This window comes from Mesorhizobium sp. CNPSo 4689 (assembly GCF_057784325.1).
The window spans coordinates 37,927-55,239 of record NZ_JBWLUZ010000015.1 but is presented as its reverse complement, the minus strand read 5'-3'; the positions used below and the strand labels follow the sequence as shown (position 1 = coordinate 55,239).

Genomic DNA, 17,313 nt, shown 5'->3' with positions numbered 1-17,313 from the left:
ATTGCCGATGCAGCCCATAGCGTCACTGTCAGGGAGGAACGAATGGGCGCTGATGCCGTGTTCCGTGTGGACGGCCTGAGGAAATCCTTTGGCCAGAACGAGGTGCTTGGCGGCATCTCGGTCGAGCTGCATGCGGGCGAGGTCACCGTGCTGATGGGCGCCAACGGCGCCGGCAAGTCCACCCTGGTCAAGATCATCAGCGGCGTCTACGAGCGCGGCGCCGGCACGATGAGCCTCGCCAGCGAGGACTTCGCGCCGAAAACCCCGGCGGAAGCGATCCGCGCCGGCGTCGTCACCGTGCATCAGAACATCAATGACGGCGTCGTCGCCGATCTCGATGTCGCCACCAATCTGACGCTGGACCGGCTGAGCGGCAGCGGTGTGCCGACATTGTTCAATCCAGCGCGCGTGCGCCGCGAGGCCAAGGCCGTCGCCGACCGCATGGGCCTGGCCATCGACCTCAAGGCCCGCGTCAGCGATCTGTCATTGGCCGACCGCCAGATGGTGGCCATTGCGCGCGCCATGGCGCATCGGCCGAAAGTGCTGATCCTCGACGAGCCGACGTCCTCTCTGTCCAGCGCCGAGGCCGACCGGCTGTTCGCGCTGATCGACCGGCTGCGTGAGCAGGCTGTGGCGATCCTCTACATCTCGCACCGCATGTCGGACATCAGGCGGCTGGCCGACCGCATCATCTCGATGCGCGACGGTGTGGTCAGCGGCGTGTTCGACCGGAAGCCGCTCGACTATGAGGGTGCGGTCAACGCCATGCTCGGTCGCAAGATCCAGCTCGATCGCATCGTCGCCCGGAATTCGGCGCACCCCGTTCTGACGGTCGAAGGTTTGCGCCTTACGCCCGGCGCGCGGCCGATCTCACTGATGCTCGGCGCCGGCGAGGTCGTTGCGGTCACCGGTCTCGTCGGCGTAGGCAAGACGGCACTGGCCGAGACACTCTTTGGCGTGCGCAGGCCGCTGTCCGGCACCATGACGTTGAACGGCAAGCCCTACGCGCCGGGATCCACGGGCGAGGCGATCGCGGCCGGCGTGTTCCTCGTCGCCAAGGACCGTGGCGAAAACGGCATCGTCGGCGGCTTCAACATCGAGCGAAACATCAGCCTGCCGTTCCACAAGCGCATGTCGCGTTTCGGTGTTCTCAAGCGCCGCATCGAACGTACCGTCGCACGCCGGCAGATCGACGAGCTCGGCATCGTCTGCCGCTCCGAGAAGGACGAGATGTCGGCCCTTTCCGGCGGCAACCAGCAGAAGGTGATGGTCGCCCGCTGGATGGCGCAGGATGCAAAACTGTTCATCCTCGACGAACCGTTCCAGGGCGTCGACATTTCGGCCCGACGCGATATCGCCGCCAAGCTGAGGGCAAGCGCCGACGGCCGCGCGACGCTGCTCTTCGTCACCGAACTCGACGAGGCGCTGGAGACGGCGGACCGCATTCTGGTGATGTCGGAGCAGGCGATCGTCGGCGAGCACCGGAATTCCGACATCGATCTCGAGCGGCTGCTCGCCGAAGTGGCGGGCGGCCCGCTGCACAGTGCGGCATGAACCAAGGACTGGAATGGAGCAGGCATGAGTTGGACTAGGACGACAGCAGTGCGCGGGTGCGCCGGATGATGCTGCGCGACCATGCCATCCGCTATGGCTTCATCGTCCTTCTGTTCGGCTTGATCGCCTATTTCGCCATTGCCGCCGACGGTTTCGTCTCGCCGCAGAGTGCGGTCTTCATCTTCCAGTCCGTCGCCATCACCGGCGTGCTGGCGCTCGGCGTCACCGCCACCCTGGTCGTCGGCGGCTTCGACCTGTCGATCGGCTCCGTCGCCACCAGCGCCATGATGGCAGCCTCCTATGTCATGGTGGTGCTTGAGCAGAACGCCGTCGTCGCGGTCGTCGCCTGCCTGCTGATCGGCGTTCTCGTCGGCCTCATCAATGGCTGGCTGATCGTCTATATGCGCGTGCCGGACCTTCTGGCGACGCTCGGCATGATGTTCCTGCTGGTCGGCCTGCAGCGCATCCCGACCGAAGGCCGCTCGATCGCCACCGGCATGACCATGCCCGACGGCTCGGTCGCCAACGGCAAGTTCGGCGATGCCTTCCTGGCGCTCGGCCGCCACCGCTTCGACTTTTTCATCCCGAACCTCATTCCGGTTTCGGTCGTCGTGCTGCTCGTGCTCGCCGTGCTGATCTGGTTCTTCCTCGAATACACCCGTTTCGGCCGCATGATGTATGCCGTCGGCAGCAATGAGCGCGCCGCCGAACTCGCCGGCGCGCCTGTCAAGGCATACAAAATCTGGGCCTATGTGATTTCTGGAGTTTTTGCCTCGATAGGCGGGATTTTGCTCGCTGCCCGGCTTGGACGCGGCGACATCGCCTCGGGTAATAATCTGCTGCTCGACGCGGTGGCGGCAGCGCTCATCGGTTACGCGGTCCTCGGGGCCGCCAAGCCCAACGCCTTCGGCACGGCCGTCGGCGCCGTGTTCGTCGGCGTGCTGCTGCAGGGGCTGACGATGATGAACGCGCCTTACTACACGCAGGATTTCGTCAAGGGCGTGGTTCTCGTCGTCGCCCTTGTCTTCACCTTCGCCCTTTCCGGCAGGGGCAGGAAATAGGATTTCGACCGGTCAAAACAGTGGAGGAAAACGACATGAACATCACAAGAAGACTTCTAGGAAAGCTGGCGCTCGGGCTTGCCGGCGCCACGATGCTGATGCAGGCGCCGGCTCTTGCCGCGGACAAGCCGGCGCCGTTCGACAAGCCCGGCGTCAAGATCGCGCTGGTGCGCTACCTCTCGACCGGCGACTTCTTCCAGGCCTATCTCTCCGGGGTCGAGGCGCAGTCAAAGGCGCTCGGCGTCGACCTGCGCGTGCTCGACAGCCGCCAGGATGCGGCCCTGCAGGCCGACATGGTCGACCAGGCCATCGCGCTCGGCGTGCAAGGCATCATCATCCAGCACGGGCTGACGGAATCGATGAAGGACGCCGCCCAGCGCGCCGTCGATGCCGGCATCAAGGTCGTCGCCTTCGACGTCAATGTCGAAAATCCCAAGATCCCGCAGATCGAACAGTCCGACCGCGACCTGGCGCGACTGGCGCTCGAGCAGGCGGTCAAGGACAATGGCGAGAGCTGGAAGGCCGGCTATGTCTATGTCGCCGGCATCGCACCGCTCGACCGCCGCAACGAGACATGGGTCGACGTCAAGAAGAAGTTTTCCGGCATCAACGAAGTCGCGATGTTCGGCACGCTCGACAACCCGATCGCCAATTCCGTCGCCAACCAGGCGCGCTCGGTGCTGTCGGCGCATCCCGACATCAAGGTGATGTTCGCGCCCTATGACGAGTTCGCCAAGGGCGTGAAGATCGCCGTCGACGAAGCCGGCATGAACAAGGACATCAAGATCTATTCGGCCGACATCTCGACCTCCGACATCGCCGCGATGCGCGAGCCTGACAGCGCCTGGGCTGCCACCGCCGCCACCAACCCGGCCGTCGTCGGCCAGGTCTCGGTGCGCGCGCTGGCGCAGCTTCTGGCCGGCGAAGACCCCGGCCACAACGTCATCGTGCCGCCGACGCTGATCACCCAGAAGGATCTGGTCGACAAGGACATCAAGAACATGGAGGACCTGTCGGCCAAGCTGCCGCAGTTCGCCCATGCCGATGTCGCCATGCCGGCCTGGATGCCGAACCCGAACGCCAAGTAATCTTTGGCCTATCGGCAGAGGAAAAGAGCGGCTCGCGGGCCGCTCTTTTTGTTTGCAGCCGAAGCTTCGCCTTCAGCCCGATCGGCCGGCGCGCGCCAGCCCGTGCGCCACCAGCCGGTCGATGACCTCTGCGTAGCTGACGCCGCTTGCCGCCATCGCCTTGGCATACATGCTGATGTCGGTGAAACCAGGAATGGTGTTGAGCTCGTTGATGACGAAATCCATGTCCGGCGTGACGAAGAAATCGACCCGGGCCATGCCGTCGCAGCCGACCGCGCGGAACGCCTTCGCCGCCGTCTCGCGGATCCTGGCTTCGATCTCCTGAGGCAGTTCGGCGGGCACCTTCAGCGCCGCGCCGTCCTTGTCGATGTACTTGGCATCGTAGCTGTAGAAGCCGTGGCTTTCGGCCGGCACGATTTCGCCGGGCCGCGAGACGAACAGGCTGCCTTCCGTGTCCTCCAGCACGCTGCATTCGATCTCGCGGCCACGGATGAACTCTTCGGCCAAAAGCTTGCGGTCGTGCTGAAAACCTTCGGCGAGCGCCCCGGCGAATTCCTGGCTGGCCGAGACCTTTCTGACGCCGACCGACGACCCTTGCCGCGCCGGCTTGATGAACAGCGGCAGGCCGAGTTTTTTTTCCAATTCGGCGAGGGAAGGTGCTGCACTCTCATCGAACGTCACCGAGCGCGCGACAGGCAGCCCTGCCGCCTTCAGCAGCCGCTTGGCGATGTCCTTGTCGAGCGCGGCCGCGGAACCAAGGATGCCGCAGCCGGCCAGCGGCACGCGCGCCACCTCGGCCAGCCCCTGCACTGCGCCGTCCTCGCCATGCAGGCCGTGCAGAACGGGAAACAAGATGTCGATGCGAGGCAGGTCGTTCGGCGAGCCACCGGCGGGGATCGCCAGCATCCGTCCATGCCCGCCCGGCACCAGGCAGACCTCCGTGCCGTGTGACGGTGTCGCCAGTTCGCCGTCCTCGAAACTGCTCAGCAGCCATTGCCCGTCGCGGGTGACAAAGACCGGAACGGCATCGTATTTCGCCGGCTCCAGCGCGCGCATGACATTGGTCGCCGAGAGCACGGAGACATCATGTTCGGCAGAGCGCCCGCCAAACAGCACGGCGATACGCAGTAGTCTCTTTGAGGGGTCGGCCATGGTGTCTCCCAAGGATTCGTTCGTATGAGGATTCAATGGCAGGATTGGCGGGAGCAAGGCAGCTTGCCACATTGGCAAAAAGAAAAGCGGCCCGCAGGCCGCTCTTTTGATGTTCTGATGTCCTTTCCCTACCGCATCGCGGCGGCGATATTGCCGCCATCCACCGTCGTCACGTCGGCGGTGGTTCGCTCGGCCAGCGCCTGGTGCAGGAAGGCCTGGGCGACGTCCTCGGCCGTCACCTCCTGTCCGAGCAGATTGCCGGACATGTATTCCTTCTCCGACACGCCGCGCGCGCCCGAGCGGCTGGCGATCATGGCGTCGGTCAACAGCCCCGAGCGGATGCGGTCGGCATTGACCGCGTTGGAGCGGATGCCCTGCGCGCCGTAGTCGAGCGCATATTGCCTGGACAGGAACAGCGTCGCCGCCTTGGGAATGCCATAGGCGCCGAACTTCGGTCCCGGGTTGACCGCCTGCTTGGAGGTGTTGAACAGGAGCACGCCGCCGGTGCCCTGTTCCAGCATGATGCGCACGGCGTTTTGCGCCGCCGACTGATGGGCGAAGAAGTTGAGCTCGAAACTCTTGCGCAGCAGGGCGTCGTCAAGCTCGCCGATCCGGCCCTCCCAGGCAGCGCCGGCATTGGAGACCAATATGTCGAGGCCGCCGAAGACGGCGACCGCTCTGTCGAAGGCTGCGCGCAGCTCGGCCGGATTGGTGATGTCGGCGCCGACGCCGATCGAGCCGTTGCCGGCCTTCTTGGCCGCTTCCGCGGCCTTGGCCGGATCGAGATCGACGATGACGGCGTGCGCTCCATTGTCGGCGAACAGCTTGGCCGTGGCCGCACCGATCGCGCCGGCGCCGCCGGTGACCAGCAGCACCTGGCCGGTCAGCGGCTTCGGCTTGTTCGAGGCAAGCTTGGCCTGCTCCAGCGACCAATATTCGAGCGGGAACAGATCGGCCTTCGACAGCGGATGGAAATGGCCGACGGCTTCGGCGCCGCGCACCGCCTCGATCCACATCTCGCCGACATCGGAAGCGATCCTGGCGTCCTTCAGCGTGCGGCCATGGCCGAACATGCCGAGGCCGGGCACCAGCGTAAGCCGCGGCATCGGGTCGAGCATGGTGCGCTTAACGTCGTCGAGCACGTCATTGGTCTCGAAATAGGCGCGATAATCCCTGGCGAAGGTCTCGACATGGCTGCGGATGACGGATTTGTAGTCGCCGATCTTGTCGGCGTCCGGCGCCGGCACCGCCATCGGCCCGGTCTTGATGCGGATCGACAGGTCCGGCGTCGACACGCCGCGCCCGGCATAGTCGGCGATCTCAGCCGAGTTGATGAAATCGACGATCGCATCCGAAGTGCGGAAATCGCTGATCATGCGGTCGAAGCGACCTTCGCCGCGTGAGACCGCCACCGCGCCGCGCAGCATCGGCGCGATGTCGGCGGGCGTTGCCAGCTTTGCCGGCAGCGCCGCTTTTTCGCTGCGTGGCTTGCCGTGCTTCGCAACATAATCCTCGGCGACATTCACATAATGGATCATCCGGTCGTAGGCCTGCCTGGCGTCGTCGCCGAAGGTGAAGATGCCGTGCTTGTCGAGGATCAGGCCTTCGACGCTCGGGTCGGCGTCGAAGACGTCGCCCGCCGCCTTTGCCAGGTCGAAGCCCGGCATGATGTACGGCACGTAGCCCATCTTCTCGCCGAACACCTTCCGCACCAGCGGCTCGCTGTCCGCCTGGTCGACGATGGCAAGGATGGCGGTCGAATGCGTGTGGTCGACGAATTTGTGCGGCAGGAAGGCGTGCAGCAGCGTCTCGACCGACGGGTTGGGCGAGGCGGGGTCGATGAGGTTTGCGCGCTGCAACGCCACCATGTCCTCGTCGCCGAGCTTGTCCAGCGCACGCGCCTTGAGGAGCGCGCCCATCTTGACCGCCGGCAGGCCCTGCGGCTCGATGACGGCCATGTCCCAACCGCTGCCCTTGACGCAGAGCACGTCCCACTCGTCGCCGACGAGATCGGTGGCCTTGGTCTTGCAGGAGGTGTTGCCGCCGCCATGCAGCACCAGGCGTGGCTCGCCGCCGAGCAGGCGCGTCGTGTAGACGCGCAGCGCCAGATCGCGGTCGACGCCCTTCTTCGCATAGTCGGCAACCATCTTTTCGGCGTCGCCGTCATTCCACAAATTCTTCATTTCGCTTCGTCCGCTTTGCTGTCTTTGGTTGCTGTGAACAGGAATGCCGCGACGCTTTGATGACAACGCGCCGGCGGCAAGGATTGTGTCTGTCTAGGAGGCCTTTTCGGTCGCCGCTCCCGCGTGCTCCAGCAGCCGCCGCGCCATGCGCGCGCCGACCACCAGATGCGTGCACAGTCCACCGGCAAGCGCTGCGAGCAGCGGTTCGAACTTGCTGTCCTCCTGCACCACCATCAGGCGCTTTTCGATCTGGCGCAGCGACGACAGCGCCGCCGAGATGACGCGGCGATTGTAGCTGCAGTCGAGCGCCTTGCCGCTGGCGTCGATGATCTGCCCGGCGATGACGCCGGCCGCACCCGCCTCGCGCAGTAAAGCCATCTCTCCGACGCTCAGCGCGCCGCATTTGACGACATGGCTGTCGGCATCGACCGTGCCGACCGAATAGAGCGCGAGATCGCAGTCGCTTATCCCGGACAATTGCTCGCGGATCACCGGCTCGGCGCGCAAGCCATGCGCCAGCGCTTCCGTCGTCAGCACCAGCGGCGCGTAGAAATTCAGCCCCTTGGCGTTGAGCCGGCGCGCGATTTCCATCGTGCACTGGTCCGGCCGGTAGGAATAGGGCGCACCGAGATTGCCGCAGAGCTGCACCACGGTGACGTCCTGCAGATCGGCGTAGGACATGATGTCGGCGATGGTGTAGATGGTTCGGCCCCAGGCGACGCCGATGCGGTCGCCCTTCCTGACCAGTTCGAGAAAGACGCTCGCCGCGAGCACGGCGATGTCGGTCGATGCGTCGATGACATAGTCGTTTTCCGGCGCGATCCAGACGGCGTCGAGGCTCAAGGCGTCTTCGAGCCGGCGCGCCATGACATCGTCGGTGAAAAGCTGGGTCGAGGTCGAGATGTTGACGATGCCGGTCTCGCGCGCCTTGCGCAGATACATGGCGACCGAGGCGCGGGAAATGTTGAGCTGGCTTGCCACCTGGTCCTGCCGCAGGCCATGGGCATAATAGAGCCAGGCGGCCTTGTGGATAAGCTGTTCTGCCGGTCGGATCGCCATGCCATCTCCTCGGCTGACATTATTCACGGCTCTCGACAAAAGTCAAATTGAGCGGAGGCATGCGATGCTCGCTCGCCCGCTGAATCTGGATCATCATTGTGCCAAATGCACCATGTCGTGGCATCGTTGTTGGTGACGCGGCGCGAGGCCTGTGATTAGAAAGTCGGTAATAATAGACATTGGGGAGGACGGGATGGGCAATCCCTACGAACAGGATCTCGACAGGAACGCCGCCAACCACCAGCCACTGACGCCGCTGACCTATCTGGAGCGCGCGGCCAGAACCTATCCCGACCATGTCGCCATCATCCATGGCAGCCAGCGCATCGCCTATCGCGATTTCTGGCGGCGCTCGCTGAAGCTCGCCTCGGCGCTCTCGAAGCGCGGCATAGGCAAGGGCGATACCGTGACCGTGATGCTCTCCAACACGCCGCCGATGCTGGAAGCGCATTTTGGTGTGCCGATGACCAAAGCGGTGCTGCACTCGCTCAATACCCGCCTCGATGCGGCGGTGATCGCCTTCCAGATCGACCATGCCGAGACGAAAGTCCTCATCGTCGACCGCGAATTTTCGGGTGTCCTGAAGGAGGCTCTGGCGCAGGCCAAGGCCAGGCCGCTGATCATCGACTATGACGATCCGGAGTATGCCACGGATGCTCCCTATCCGAAGGGCGAGCGCGTCGGCACGCTCGACTACGAGGATTTCGTCGCCGGCGGCGACGAGGATTTTGGCTGGTCGATGCCCGATGACGAATGGGACGCCATCTCGCTGAACTACACCTCCGGCACGACCGGCAACCCGAAGGGTGTCGTCTATCACCATCGTGGTGCGGCCTTGATGGCCTACACCAACACTATCCATGCCGGCATGGCCAAGCACGCGGTCTATCTGTGGACGCTGCCTATGTTCCATTGCAATGGCTGGTGCTTTCCCTGGACGCTCGCCGTGCAGGCCGGCACCCATGTCTGCCTGCGCTGGGTGCGGCCGAAGCCGATCTACGACGCAATTGCCGACCATGGCGTCACCCATCTCTGCGGCGCGCCGATCGTCATGTCGGTGCTGATCAACGCGAAGGACGAGGACAAGCGGCAATTCCCGCAGACGGTCACCTTCAACACCGCCGCCGCACCGCCGCCGGAAGCCGTGCTGTCGGGCATGGCCGATGCCGGCTTTGCCGTCACCCATCTCTACGGCCTGACCGAGACCTACGGCCCGGCGGTCGTCAACGAATGGCACAATGAGTGGGATGGGCTGGAGAAGGGGCCGAGGACGGCCAAGAAAGCGCGGCAGGGCGTTCGCTATGCAGCGCTCGAAGGCCTGACCGTGATGAACCCCGAGACGATGATGGAAACGCCGGCCGACGGCGAGACCATCGGCGAGGTCATGTTCCGCGGCAACATCGTCATGAAGGGCTATCTGAGGAACCGCAAGGCGACCGACGAGGCCTTCGCCGGTGGCTGGTTCCACTCCGGCGACCTCGGCGTCATGCACGCCGACGGCTACATCCAGCTCAAGGACCGCTCCAAGGACATCATCATCTCCGGCGGCGAGAACATCTCCTCGATCGAGGTCGAGGACGCGCTCTACAAGCATCTCGCCGTCGCGTCCTGCGGCGTCGTCGCCCGGGCCGACGACAAATGGGGCGAGGTGCCGGTCGCCTATGTCGAACTGAAGCCTGGCAGGACGGCAACCGAGGCCGAAATCATCGAGCACTGCCGCGCGCTGCTTGCCCGCTTCAAGGTGCCGAAGGCGGTGATCTTCGCTGAGATTCCGAAAACGTCGACCGGGAAGATCCAGAAGTTCCGGCTGCGCGAGATGGCGAAGGAGGCTTAGCTGTACTGCCGCTCTGGCCTCGACAATTTGCCGCGGGCCTTCGGAACTTCGTCATCCTAGGGTTTCCGCGACGTCGCTTCTCGACTGCTCCACCCTAGGATGACGAAGCGCCTGGCTGGGCCGGCCGCTCCCTCTGTCACCATTTGTCACCAATTATACGTGTACGTCGAATCCGCGTTGACATCTCACGAATTTCGATTTACGACTGATGAAAATTGAAATTCGTCACTCGTAATTTGACAGAGAGCCATGCCCGAGATCGCAAATATCGTGGCCGACCCGACCCGCCAGGAGAATGTCACCCGCATTCTCGACTGCGCCGAACGCCTGTTCCGCCACTATGGCTACGGCAAGACCAATGTCGCCGACATTGCGCGCGAGCTCGGCATGTCGCCGGCCAACATCTACCGCTTCTTCGCCTCCAAGGTCGAAATCCACCAGGCTGTCTGCGGCCGGATGCTCGGCGCCAGCTACCAGATGGCCTACGAGATTTCCCGCCTGCCGATCAGCGCCGAGGAGCGGCTGCGTCGCTACGTGCATGCACAATACAAGATGACAATGGAGGTCATGCTCGACGACCAGAAGGTGCATGAGATGGTCATCGTCGCCCTCGAACGCGACTGGGGCGTCATCGACAAGCATATCGACAGCATCCACGATCTGTTCGCCGAGGTGATCCGCGACGGCATCAAAGCCGGCGAGTTTGCCGAGCAGGATCCGGTGATCGCGTCGCGCTGCTTCGGCGCCGCCACCGTCATTCTGTGCCATCCGCAGATGGTGGCGCAATGTCTTGCCAAGACCAACCGGGCGATGCCCGACGACCTCATCGATTACGCGATCAAGGCCTTGAAGAAATAACCGCCGCCCGCCGGGCGCCGGAAGACAGTTCATCTCCAGTTTGGGAGTACTAAGGTGTCTTTGTCCAATTCCATCATGAGCAGGCTTCCGGCAGTCGGTCCGGCCGTGCTCGTCGTCGCGGTGCTCGGGCTTGCCGGCTGCAGCCAGGAGAAGGCCGAAGTCAAGGATATCATCCGGCCGGTCAAGGTGGTCGAGATCGGTCAGGCGCGGACCACCCGCGAGCTCGACTATTCCGGCTCGGTGCGCGCCCGCACCGAGATGAACCTCGGCTTCCGGGTCGCCGGCAAGGTTACCGAGCGCCTCGTCGACATCGGCCAGCATGTGACTTCTGGCGACGTGCTGGCCCGCATCGACCCCTCCGATTACGACTTGTCGGTCAAGAGTGCGGCGGCGAGCCTTGATGCCGCCGAGCGGCAGGTCGAGACAGTCGATCTGACCAAGAAGCGCGCCGAGCAGCTCTACGCCAAGAACTTCGCGTCCAAGTCGCAGCTTGAGCAGGCGACGCTGACCTACAACCAGGCGGTGGCGACGCGCGATGCGGCTCGCTCGACCCTTGCCCAGGCCCGCAACCAGGTCGGTTACACCGATCTCAAGGCAAGCCAGGACGGCATCGTCACGGCCGTCACTGCCGATGTCGGCCAGGTGGTCGGCGCCGGCACGCCTGTCATGACGGTCGCCGTCGACGGCGAGAAGGAAGTGCTGATCGCCGTTCCGGAAATGGATATCGCTGAATTCAAGCCGGGCAAGGACGTCAAGGCGAGCTTCTGGTCGGACGATGCGCTGACGCTTGCCGGCAAGGTCCGGGAGGTTGCCGGCAGCGCCGATCCGCAGTCGCGTACCTTTGCCGTTCGCGTCTCGCTGCCCAACGACCCGCGCGTGCTGCTTGGCATGACCGCCAATATCGAAGCCTCGGTGGCGAGCCGGCAGCAGATGGTGTCGGTCCCGCTCAGCGCGCTCGCCGAGAAGGACGGCCAGAAGATCGTCTGGACCGTCGACCGCAGCAGCGAGACGGTTCATCCACGCCCGGTCAAGGTCGGCGACTTCACCGCCGACGGCGTCAATGTCGCCGACGGTCTGAAGCAGGGTGACGTCGTGGTTGCCGCTGGCACCCAGTTCATGACCGAGAACCTGAAGGTCAAGCTCTCCGGCGATGCAGCGCAGCAGGCCGCATCGGCGCAGAATGATGGCGAGACCACCAGCAGCCTGCGCTGAAGCCCAGGCAAAATGAAAACCCACTTGTCATCACCTTAGGCGGAAAGCCTCAGGGTTTAGTGGGTCACGGTTTCCGGGCGACGAGTGCCCGATTGTCGAGACGTCAGGTCGATGTAACCCCCACATCCGTCCTCGCGTCCCACCGCGACGAGTGTCTCTCCGCTCGGAAAGCCTCGTCGCCCGGAAGCCAGCATCGGAAATTCCGTGAGCATGCCGCGCGCATGCGCCGACAATCAATTGGATTGGACTGACGCCGATGACCACCGACACGAATGAAAAAAAGCCGTTCAACCTTTCGCGCTGGGCGATCGGACACCCGAGCATTGCGCGCTTCCTGTTTGGCCTGATCATCATCGCCGGCGCGCTCGGCCTGATGCGCATGGGCCAGAAGGAAGATCCGGATTTCACCTTCCGCGTCATGGTCGTCCAGGCGGTCTGGCCAGGCTCCTCGATCAAGGAGATGGAAGATCAGGTCGTCAACAAGATTGAGCGCAAGCTGCAGGAAACGCCGCACCTCGATTTCGTGCGCTCCTACACCCGTGCCGGCAGTGCCATCATCACCGTCCAGATCAAGGGCGACACCAACGCCGACCAGGTGAAGGATGCCTTCTACCAGGTGCGCAAGAAGGTCGGCGATATCGCCGGCGATCTGCCGCAAGGCTTGCTCGGTCCCTATTTCAACGACGAGTTCGGCGACACCTTCATCACGCTGCATTCGATCAGCGGCGACGGTTACAGCTATCCCGAGCTGAAGAAATTCGCCATCCAGGCGCGCGACATGCTCTTGACGACGCCCGGCGTCGAGAAGGCAGTCATCATCGGCGACCAGCCGGAAAAACTCTATATCGACGTCTCGTCCAAGGCGCTCGCCGAGCGCGGCCTGACGCTCACCGACCTGCAGAACGCCATCAAGGGCCAGAACAATGTCGATCCGGCGGGTTCGGTCGACACCGGTCTGCGTTCGGTGCGCATCTCGGTCGAGGGCGACGTGACCAAGGCTGCCGACATCCGCGAGCTTCGCCTGCGCGCCGGCAACCAGGTGACGCGGCTGGGCGACATCGCCACCGTGACCTCCGGTCTCGAGGACCCCTACCAGCGCAAATATCGCTTCAACGGCCACGAGAGCGTCCAGGTCGGCGTCGTCATGGCCAAGGGCTTCAACGTCAAGGACGTCGGCAAGGACGTCGAGGCGACCTATCAGCGCTTCGAGGAAGGGCTGCCTTATGGCGTTGCGGTCGACCAGATTTCCGACCAGCCTGAGGTCGTCAAGGACGCCGTCAACGAGTTCATGGAGGCGCTTGGCGAGGCGCTGCTGATCGTGCTCGTCGTTTCGTTCCTGTCGATCGGCTGGCGCTCCGGTCTGGTGATCGCGATCGCCATTCCGCTGGTGCTCGCCGCCACCTTCGCCATCATGTACGAGATCGGCATCGACCTGCAGCGCATTTCGCTCGGCGCGCTGATCATCGCGCTCGGACTGCTCGTCGACGACGCCATGATCGTCGTCGAGATGATGGAACGAAAGCTCGAGGAAGGGCTGGTCAAGATCGAGGCGGCGAGCTTTGCCTACTCCTCGACCGCCTTCCCGATGCTGACCGGCACGCTGATCACCACCGCCGGTTTCATCCCGGTCGGCTTCGCCGCCTCGACGGCCGGCGAATATGTGCGCACCCTGTTCTACGTCGTCGGCATCGCGCTGGTCGTGTCCTGGTTCGTCGCGGTCTACTTCACGCCGTGGCTCGGCCACATGATCCTCAAGCAGCGCAAGCATGCCGGCAATCATCACGATGCCTTCGACACCAGCTTCTACCGGCGGCTGCGCGCCACCGTCGGCTGGGCCGTGCGCCACCGCATCATCGTGCTGGCAATGACGCTGATGACCTTTGCCGGCAGCCTGTGGGCGTTCCAGTTCATCCCGCAGAATTTCTTCCCGCAGTCCTCGCGTCCGGAAATCCTCGTCGATCTCTGGCTGCCGGAAGGCACCAGCATCAAGGAGGTCGAGACGCAGGCCAAGGCGCTGGAATCCAGGATGATGGACGACCAGGACAAGCGCTTCATCGCCACCTATATCGGCGAGGGCGCGCCGCGCTTCTTCCTGCCGCTCGACCAGCAACTGCGCAATCCGAACTTCGCCCAGCTTCTGGTGATGGCCAAGGACGAGCCGGCCCGCGAGAGGCTGATCGTCAAGCTGCGTACCATATTGGCGCAGGATTTCCCTTCGATCCGTTCCAAGGTCGACCGCCTGTTCCTCGGCCCGCCGACCGGCTGGCCGGTGCAGATGCGCGTCATGGGTCCGGATCGCCAGGAGGTGCGTCGCATTGCCGATGAGGTGAAGGCGAAATTCCAGGCCAATCCGCTGCTCGGCGCCGTCCACGACGACTGGCTGGAGCCGGTGCCGGCAATGAAGCTGGTCATCGACCAGGACCGCGCCCGTGCACTCGGCGTCAGCTCGCAGCGCATCCGCCAGATGCTGCAGGCGACCATGTCCGGCGCGCCGCTCGACGACTTCCGCGACGGCGAGGAGACCGTCTCCATCGTCGCCCGTGAGCCGGAGGCGGGCCGCAAGCTGCTGTCCTCAGTCGACTCGGTCTATATCCCGACCGACTTCGGTGGCTTCGTGCCGCTGTCGCAGGTGGCCAAGGTCGTTCCGGTACTCGAGCAGGGCGTCGAATGGCGCCGCGACCGCTTGCCGACCATCTCGGTGCGCGGCACGCTGCCGGACGGCGTGCAGTCCAACGATGTCGTCACCAAGATGTACAACGACATCAAGGGCCTGCGCGATGGCCTCGCGCCCGGCTACAAGATCGAGATCCAGGGCGGCGCCGAGGATTCGGCCGAGAGCCAGGCTTCGATCGCCGCCAAGGCGCCGATCATGCTGGCCGTCATCGTCGTGCTCTTGATGATCCAGCTGCAGCATTTCGGAAAGGCGATGCTGGTGCTGGCCACCGGCCCACTGGGCATCATCGGTGCGGCGGCGGCGCTTTTGATCAGCGGCGCGCCGTTCGGCTTCGTCGCCATTCTTGGCGTCATCGCCCTGCTCGGCATCATCATGCGCAACTCGATCATCCTGGTCGACCAGATCGACCAGGACATAGCCAGAGGCATGGAACGCTCGGAGGCCATCATCGGCTCGGCCGTGCGCCGCTTCAGGCCGATCGTGCTGACGGCGATGACGGCGGTGCTGGCGCTGATCCCGATCTCGCGCGCCGTGTTCTGGGGGCCGCTCGCCTACGCCATGATGGGCGGCATCCTCGTCGCGACTGTGCTCACCATCCTCGTGCTGCCGGCAGCCTACGCTCTGTTCTTCGGCCGCGAGCCCAAGAAGCGTGGAGCCGAGGAGCAACCGGCCGACGCCGTGCCGGAAAACACCGAACAGCCGCAGTTGGCGCTGGCGCTGGCGGCGGAATGAAAAAAATGCCGGCCGGTCGATGTCTCGACCGGCCGGCAATCTCTTTTGGGTCAGTCGGGCGCTGCGACCAGCGCCCGGTCGGAGGCTGAGGTCAGATGACGAACAGCCAGTTGGCCAGCAGCATCACCGCAACGCCGGCGACCAGCGTCAAATAGGGCAGCATCCCCGCCTTTTTGACCTTGAGATCGGCTGACGACATGCCGAGATCGGCCAGCATGTGGTCCGGGAACTTGCCGCCGTCCTGGATGTAGTGGCGGAAGCAGAACACCGGGATGATCAGCGCCGCCGTGATCAGTCCGGCCCACAGCGCCATCGGGTTCCAGACCTTGGCGCCGGCGCCCATGAAGATCGCATTGACATAGGCGAAGATCGCGCCAACGCCGAGCAGCCAGCTCGGTGCCTTCCACGGCCGTGCGATATGGCCGTTGTCGATGCGGTGGATCCAGCCGGCATTGAGGTTGAGGAAGTTGAAGATGATGTAGCCACAGTTCGACACGGCGAGGATGAAGAAGAAGCTCGTCGCGTCGGCCGAGGCGATCGCCAGCACGATCAGGTTGAAGATGAGGTCGGTCCACATCGCCCGCGTCGGCGCGCCATGTTCGTTGACGTGGCTGAGATAGCGCGGCAGCCAGCCATCGACCGAGCCCTGGTAGAGCGTGCGCGAGGAGCCGGCCATCGCCGTCATGATGCAGAGCACCAGCGCCAGGATCATCAGCATGACGAGCAGGCTGTGGATCAGCTGTCCGCCGCCGACCATGCCGGCCAGCGCATCGGCAACGCCGGAGCCGTCGACGATCGGGGTCGCCAGCATGCCGTTCAAGCCAAGCACGCCCTGGAAGGTGAAGGGCACCAGGATGAACAAAAGCATGCAGAGCAGGCCGGAATAGAAGATCGCCTTGAAGGTGTCGGTGCCGGGGTTCTTGAACTCCGACGTGTAGCAGACGGCGGTCTCGAAGCCGTAGGTCGACCATGCCGCGATGAACATGCCGCCAAGCACCAGCGTCCAGCCGGCAATGTTCCACGCGCCGGGCTCGGGGGCGTAGGCGGCGGCCAAAGGCACCAGCGGCGAGAAATTCGCCCAGTTGATCTGGCCGGTGAAGATCGGCACAACGCCGACGATCAGCATCGGGATGATGACCAGCAGCCCGATATATTTCTGCACATTGGCCGTGCCGAGAATGCCGCGATGCTGGATCGAGAAGATGATCAGCATCAGCACCGCGCCGATGAAGAAGGTTGAATTGAAGGTGAAGGAGACCGGGCCCAGCGTGTGGCTCCACAGCGACCAGGTGCGGATCGCCGGTGTTGCGGCAGCGGTCACCGCCGCGATGGCGTCGGCGGGAGCTGTTCCAACATGCGCCGCGATATAGGCGACGACTTCCGGCGAGGTCTCGCTGAACACCGGCAATGGCGCCAGCGCATTGAGGATGTAGGCGGCAGCGATCGAGCAGCCGAGCGACAGCACCGGCGACCAGGCGAACCAGTTGCACCACACCGACAGCGGCGCGATGAACTTCGAATAGCGCAGCCAGGCGGTGGCGCCGTAGATCGAGGCGCCACCGGACTTGTTCGGGAACAGGCCGGCGATTTCCGCATAGGTGAAGGACTGCAGGAAGCCCATGATCATGGACACGGTCCAGATCGCGAAGGCCAGCGTTCCGGTCGTGCCGGCAATGCCGCCGATCGAAAACAGGACGAGGGCTGGAACGCCGCTGGCCACCCAGAAGGCGCCGCGCCAGTCGATGTTCCGGTGCAGCTGCCCTTCGGCAGGCTGCACCAGGGCAGTGGTTACCGTGCTCATGTGTCTGTGTTCCCCTTTTTGTTGTCCCCGCCGGCGACGCCTCGGCTTCGCGAAGCTTCCCCCGACATGATATCGACGACTGTCAGTGTTTCCACTCAGTCGTAT

Annotated in this window: 11 protein-coding genes; 7 read left to right on the top strand and 4 right to left on the bottom strand. The window is 64.1% G+C overall.

Annotation, left to right across the window (positions count from 1 at the left end; translation table 11 throughout):
• Positions 1-42: 42 nt before the first annotated feature.
• The 3 genes from AC04SI_RS19655 (at position 43) to AC04SI_RS19645 (ending at position 3,703) form a co-directional block, all read left to right on the top strand.
• Entirely contained in the window at positions 43-1,554 is a 1,512-nt protein-coding gene (locus tag AC04SI_RS19655; protein WP_488474733.1) for a sugar ABC transporter ATP-binding protein, read from the top strand.
• Between the two features lie 65 nt (positions 1,555-1,619).
• On the top strand, positions 1,620-2,615 hold the full coding sequence (locus AC04SI_RS19650) for an ABC transporter permease (protein ID WP_488474732.1): 996 nt from the start codon (positions 1,620-1,622) through the stop codon (positions 2,613-2,615).
• 35 nt (positions 2,616-2,650) lie between these two features.
• Positions 2,651-3,703, top strand: a complete 1,053-nt coding sequence (locus tag AC04SI_RS19645; protein WP_488474731.1) for a substrate-binding domain-containing protein — start codon at positions 2,651-2,653, stop codon at positions 3,701-3,703.
• 72 nt (positions 3,704-3,775) lie between these two features.
• On the opposite strand, the gene AC04SI_RS19640 is transcribed toward AC04SI_RS19645, so the two are convergent.
• From AC04SI_RS19640 to AC04SI_RS19630, 3 genes are all read right to left on the bottom strand, one after another.
• Complete coding sequence (locus tag AC04SI_RS19640; RefSeq protein ID WP_488474730.1) at positions 3,776-4,855, bottom strand: D-alanine--D-alanine ligase family protein; 1,080 nt, start codon at positions 4,853-4,855, stop codon at positions 3,776-3,778.
• A 128-nt stretch (positions 4,856-4,983) separates the two neighbouring features.
• Positions 4,984-7,038, bottom strand: coding sequence for a bifunctional aldolase/short-chain dehydrogenase (locus AC04SI_RS19635; RefSeq protein WP_488474729.1), 2,055 nt, complete (start codon positions 7,036-7,038; stop codon positions 4,984-4,986).
• 93 nt (positions 7,039-7,131) lie between these two features.
• Entirely contained in the window at positions 7,132-8,097 is a 966-nt protein-coding gene (locus AC04SI_RS19630) for a sugar-binding transcriptional regulator (protein WP_488474728.1), read from the bottom strand.
• A 193-nt stretch (positions 8,098-8,290) separates the two neighbouring features.
• Between AC04SI_RS19630 and AC04SI_RS19625 the strand changes: the two genes are divergently transcribed.
• From AC04SI_RS19625 to AC04SI_RS19610, 4 genes are all read left to right on the top strand, one after another.
• Entirely contained in the window at positions 8,291-9,931 is a 1,641-nt protein-coding gene (locus AC04SI_RS19625) for an acyl-CoA synthetase (protein ID WP_488474727.1), read from the top strand.
• 249 nt (positions 9,932-10,180) lie between these two features.
• Positions 10,181-10,789 (top strand): TetR/AcrR family transcriptional regulator, encoded by a 609-nt coding sequence (locus tag AC04SI_RS19620; RefSeq protein WP_404279529.1) that lies wholly within the window; start codon positions 10,181-10,183, stop codon positions 10,787-10,789.
• Between the two features lie 75 nt (positions 10,790-10,864).
• Positions 10,865-12,001, top strand: a complete 1,137-nt coding sequence (locus AC04SI_RS19615; protein ID WP_404279531.1) for an efflux RND transporter periplasmic adaptor subunit — start codon at positions 10,865-10,867, stop codon at positions 11,999-12,001.
• Between the two features lie 256 nt (positions 12,002-12,257).
• Complete coding sequence (locus AC04SI_RS19610) at positions 12,258-15,407, top strand: efflux RND transporter permease subunit (protein WP_404279533.1); 3,150 nt, start codon at positions 12,258-12,260, stop codon at positions 15,405-15,407.
• A 91-nt stretch (positions 15,408-15,498) separates the two neighbouring features.
• On the opposite strand, the gene AC04SI_RS19605 is transcribed toward AC04SI_RS19610, so the two are convergent.
• Positions 15,499-17,208 carry a trimethylamine N-oxide permease gene (locus AC04SI_RS19605; protein WP_404279535.1) on the bottom strand — a complete coding sequence of 570 codons (1,710 nt, stop codon included), beginning with the start codon at positions 17,206-17,208 and terminating at the stop codon, positions 15,499-15,501.
• Positions 17,209-17,313: the final 105 nt, after the last annotated feature.